The sequence below is a fragment of the Halorientalis sp. genome, from assembly GCF_028275115.1.
Taxonomy (GTDB): Archaea; Halobacteriota; Halobacteria; order Halobacteriales; family Haloarculaceae; genus Halorientalis.
The window spans coordinates 1-5138 of sequence record NZ_JAQCNH010000049.1; the positions used below are offsets into that span (position 1 = coordinate 1).

The 5138-nt window shown below is 62.6% G+C and carries 3 protein-coding genes and 2 pseudogenes; all 5 read right to left on the minus strand.

Going from position 1 to position 5138, the window contains the following annotated elements; translation table 11 throughout:
* Positions 1-390: 390 nt before the first annotated feature.
* Positions 391-531, minus strand: a pseudogene (locus Q0964_RS07465) (ISH3 family transposase); the annotation flags it as partial.
* A pseudogene (locus Q0964_RS07470) lies at positions 517-744 on the minus strand (IS4 family transposase); the annotation flags it as partial. The pseudogenes Q0964_RS07470 and Q0964_RS07465, both read right to left, overlap by 15 nt.
* 444 nt (positions 745-1188) lie before the next feature.
* A complete protein-coding gene (locus Q0964_RS07475) occupies positions 1189-2220 on the minus strand; it encodes an ABC transporter ATP-binding protein (protein ID WP_299265489.1) in 1032 nt (343 codons plus the stop codon).
* Positions 2221-2242: 22 nt separating this feature from the next.
* Entirely contained in the window at positions 2243-4048 is a 1806-nt protein-coding gene (locus tag Q0964_RS07480) for an ABC transporter permease (RefSeq protein ID WP_299265491.1), read from the minus strand.
* A 4-nt stretch (positions 4049-4052) separates the two neighbouring features.
* Positions 4053-5108, minus strand: a complete 1056-nt coding sequence (locus tag Q0964_RS07485; RefSeq protein WP_299265493.1) for a thiamine ABC transporter substrate-binding protein — start codon at positions 5106-5108, stop codon at positions 4053-4055.
* Positions 5109-5138: the final 30 nt, after the last annotated feature.

Here is a 5138-nt window from a genome sequence, read left to right on the forward strand (position 1 = left end):
TCGTGGCCGAGCTTGGCGGCCCGGATGGCCGCGACGTATCCACCCGGGCCACCACCGACAACTAATACCTCGGTGCTCATACCAGCATCTCTGGTGACCATGCTGCCGTTTGCAGGGACATGGACTTCAGTCTGTCCCACGGTACTGAACCGTCAGAGGTTGTCTATGGTGAGATTATTGTTACTTCCCGAACGAGTCGAGAGAGTGCTGCCTGAACGTCACGAAACAGTCACTTTCTGTATGATTTGACGGTCAGTCTCGGTTGCTACCGCGGAGTAGGTCGAGGCAGTCCAATCCATCGCTCCAAACAGACGAAATCAACCGAACCACGACGGAAACTGCCGAAAGCAGTCGCTCACCGCCAAACGGACAGGCCGTGGGCTGACCCGGTCAGCCCGCGGCCGTTGCCTGTGACGCCGGCACGCCAACCTCGTTCGCTTTGATCTTCCACCGGCGTCGTAACTCCTCTTCCAGTTCGTGACGAATCCAGTCACAGAACGTCTTGAACGTGAACTCCTCGACGAGGTCGCGCAGATACTCCGCAAGTGTCGGCGTCAATCGCTGGTAGAACCCGCTGGGACAAAGCGTGTTATCGGCGGTAGAGTTGTAACTGCGACGGAAATCGGCAAGAGAGCGACTTTCACCGGCGGTAAAGCCGAACACGAGTGACCAGACGAGTGGCGGTGCCTGGAGATCACGGTTGCGTTCGACCACACCGATGTCCTCGGCGTGGTCTTCCAGCATCTCGGACGGAAAGAGAGCAGTAAGTCGACGCTCAATTCGTCGTGAGGAGGGTTTGTCTTGCACAGACTCACCTCCTCATTCCTTTCAGAAAGTGACGCCGATAACTGACTGCTGTCTCCCGGTTCTCAGCTTAATTGAAGACGGATGATTGCGGTAGTATTGAAGAATTTGAGATAAAACTCTCGGGGATCCAGAGGTAATTTTCGGTCACAGTCAGCCGTATCGAGGGATCTCGCGGTACGGAACGACACGCGACACCAGAGCGGGACAGACTGGTAATGGTCAGTATGGCTCGGTGACACAGCCACTCTCATTTCTGCTACAACGGCTCACACGACACAGATGGAGCGTATACACCGCTGATAGTGGTTATTGTGGGTTTTTTTACTACGACGGAGAGTTTGTAATGGCACAGCGGTACGGACTCCTAGCAACCATTGTGAGTCAGTTGCGTCGTTCAACGACGTGTACGTCCTCAGGGTCGAACCCCAGCGTCACGTCACCGTCCAGGGCGTCCCGGGTCCGGACCGTGAGGTCGTGATCCGCCCAGTCAAGATGGACCCGAGTCGTCTCACCCAGGAACTCCGCGCTCTCGACGGTTGCCGTGACTCGGTTCGATCTGCCGGGGACGGTCAGCACCTCCGGCCGCACGCAAAACGTGAGCCGGTCACCCACCGAGACCGCCGGGCCCTCGCGGTCGCTGATGCCCACAGATATCCTCTCCTCGCCGATACCGACTATCGCGGTATCGTCGGTCACCGCCCTCACTTCTCCGTCGAAGACGTTGTTATCGCCGACGAACTCGGCGACGAAGCGCGACGCGGGTCGGTGATAGATGTCCCGCGGCGGGGCAACCTGTTCGGCAGTTCCCTCATTTATCACCGCCACGCGGTCCGACACCGCGAGGGCTTCCTCCTGATCGTGGGTAACGTAGACCGTCGTGATACCGAGTTCCTGTTGAATTTCGCGGACCTGCACCCGGAGCCGTTCGCGAAGCTTCGCGTCTAGCGCGCTCATCGGCTCGTCCAGCAGGAGGACATCCGGCCCGGGAGCAAGCGCGCGTGCCATGGCAACGCGCTGGCGTTGACCGCCTGAGAGGCTCCTCGGATCGCGGCTCTGCGTCCCCGGCAAATCGACCAGTTCAAGCAACTCCGCGACCCGCTGGTCGTCGCTTGCGCCGCCCGGCGGGTCGGCGAAGTTCAGCCCGTAGGCGACGTTCTCGCCGACGGTCATGTGTGGAAAAAGCGCGTAGTTCTGGAAGACAACCCCAACGTTGCGGTCCTCCGGTGGAACGCCAGCCACGTCTTCGCCGTTGAAGATGACAGTCCCGCCCGTCGGTTCCTCGAAGCCCGCAATCAGGCGCAGTGTCGTCGTCTTCCCACACCCGGAGGGACCGACGAGTGAGAAAAATTCCCCGTCGGCAACCGACAGCGAAAGATCTTCCACGGCCGTCGTCTCGCCGTAACGTCGTGTCACCGCGTCGAGTGTCACCGCCGGGTCAGAGGCCAACGCGGTCACCCCCCAGCCGGTCGACGAGGACAAAACTCACGCTCGTCACGACGAGCAACACGACGCCCATCGCCGTCGCGGGACCGAGCCGTCTGCCGATGAACCGCTCGATGGCTATCGGCATCGTGTACTGACCGGTTCCGGAGGCCAGGACCGCTGTCGCAGTGAACTCCCCGACCGAGAGAGCGAAGGCAAATGCCGCCCCTGCAATGACGGCGGGCCACACCAGAGGGAGTTCCACATCCAGCAGCGCGCGTGCTCTGGGCGCACCCAGCGCCCGCGCGGACTCGACTAACTGTCGGTCCAGCGCTTCGAGTTCGGGTGCCACGATCCGGACGACGAACGGGTACCCTACGACGGCGTGTGCGGCGACGATAGCGAGCGCGCCGTCGACGGCGATACGCCACCCACCGATGTCGATGCCAAAGACCAGCCCCCGGAGCAGTCCCAGGCCGACGATGATCCCCGAGACGGCGAGGGGGGCCATCGCTACGGTATCGACCAGCTTCCGTCCCCGGTATCTCCGGGTGGTCAGAACCGAGATGACGACACCCATCGGGAGCGCAACGGCCAGCGCCGCCCCACCGAACACCAGGGAGTTTCTGACTGCCGTCCCCGGCCGGACCTGGAACGACGCGCCGGCCATCTGACGCTCGACGAGAAACTGGTAGTGCTCCAGCGTGAGCCCGTTCGGGCCCGAGATGCTGGCGTACACCATGCTTGCGATGGGGGCGATAAAGAGCACGAACGCGACAACGGCGTAGGCGGCCAACCCGACACGCGGGAGCAGTTCCCGGGCCGAATACGACGGCGGCCACAGCGGCTTGCGCCCCTGTGGGCGAGCACCACCAGATTCGATCGTATTCGCGGCCTCGTACCGGAGATACCCGTAGAGCACCCCAAGCGAAATCGCGAGTTCCACCAGAGCAAGCGCCGCGCCCTCGGCGTAGTTTAGGTCGCCGATGAGTCGGTAGACGAACACCTCGACGGTCGCCAGTTCGAATCCGCCCAGCGCCAGCACGATCGGAAAGGTGCCAAAGGTGAACACGAAAGTAAGGGCACCACCCATGAGGATCGACGGTGCGATCTGTGGCCATACCACGTCACGGAACGCCCGGAAAGGGCCGGCGCCGAGACTCCTGGCCGTTTCGACGGCCCCGGCGTCGACGGACTCCCACGCTGCCGTTGTGATCCGGGCGACCAGCGGCGCATTGTAGAACGCGTGGGCCACAACGATGGCCGAAAGCGACGGCAGAAGGTCGACAGGGCCGAGTCCGACCAGCGCGAGTGTGGCGTTGAGCGTCCCGTTCGCGCCGAAGGTAGCATAAAAGCCTACCGCGACCATGATTGACGGGAGAACAAAGGGCAGAATCGTCAGTGACCGCACCGTCTCCCGCCCGGGGAACTCGTAGCGCGCGAGCAGGTAAGCCAGTGGCACCCCGAGGAGGACGCTCGCGACTGTCGACAGCGTGGCCTGGTAGGCAGTAAAACCGACGACACCGAGCCGTCGGTCTCCCGAGAGTAGGGCGTCGATAACTGCAAGCGGTGAGTCGCCCGCGAACAGTCGCGCCAGCTCTCCGAAGTAGAACGGGTCGGTGAGAATACCCCTGAAGGCACGCAGTGTCATCCGCCCCTCCACGAGGACGGCGTCGACGAGGACCGTCGCCACTGGATAGTAGAACACGACGACCAGCACGGCGACCGATAGGACAGCGAGTGCCGGGAGCGACCGCCGTTCGACGGCCGCCCGGAGCCGCTGTCGTGTTCGCCCGTCCGCTTGGTCGCCGTCGGTCATGGGCTCAATTGCCCGCGAACTGTCGCTCCCAGTCTTCGACCCAGCCACTGACCTGACCCTGGAGTTCCTCGTACGTGAAGGTAACTGGTTCGGGCGGTTCCTTTGCCAGTTCTGCGTAGTCGCTCGGCACGTCCGCCGTCTCCGTCGCCGGGAACTGGACGTTCTGGACCGCGATTTCCCCCTGCACCTCGGGTCGCAGGACGAACGACATGAACTCGCGGGCGATCTCGGACTGATTGCTCCCCTCGAAGACGGCCATCCCCTCGGGGTTGGCGTACCCCTGGTCGTTCAGGAACCGGACCTGATGTTCGTCGAGGCTCTCGCCGGACTGGTCGGCGAACACCTGGTCGGTGGAGTAGGAAACGACCATCGGCGCCTCGCCGTTGCTCCAGGCTCCGTACGCGTCCGACCACGACCCCAGCACCTGGACGCCGTTTGCCTGTAATTCGCTCCAGTAGTCCAGGTAGCCGTCCGAGCCGTACTGCTTGATGGTGTGCAATAGGAAGGACTTCCCCGTCGCCGACCCCCCGGGGTTCTGTGTGATGAGGTCGCCCGCTACGTCGTCGGTGAGGAGCCCGTCGAACGTCTCCGGTGCGGTCATCGCGGTGCCGTCGTAAACGAGGCTGATATACCCCGTGTCGAAGGGCACGGCACGATCCTGCGGGTCGAACTGTAGTTCGGATTTCACATCCGATTGGCCGTCGATGTCACCGGCCTCCGTGAACAGCGAGTCGTCGAGCTCTCGGTCGACGCGCACGAGATCGTCGGTGTTCAACCCGAGATACACGTCGGCCTCGATATCGACCCCGGCTTGTTTGCGCTGGACGTAGTGGTTCAGTTCGTTGCTCGGCGTCTGCCAGACCAGGTTGGTGTCGAACTCGCTTTCGAACTCGGATTTCAGCCACGCCCCCGGCGACGAGGACGGCGAGTCGATAAAGGCGCTGTACGTCCCGACCACTAGCGCGTCGTTGCCTGCATCCGTGGTGTCGCCAAGCGAGAGACAACCCGCCACTGCTGTCGTCGCTGCTCCCGCGGCAGCCAGGAAGTTTCGTCGCTTCATCACTCAGTGGTCACACCTGGTGGTACTTAA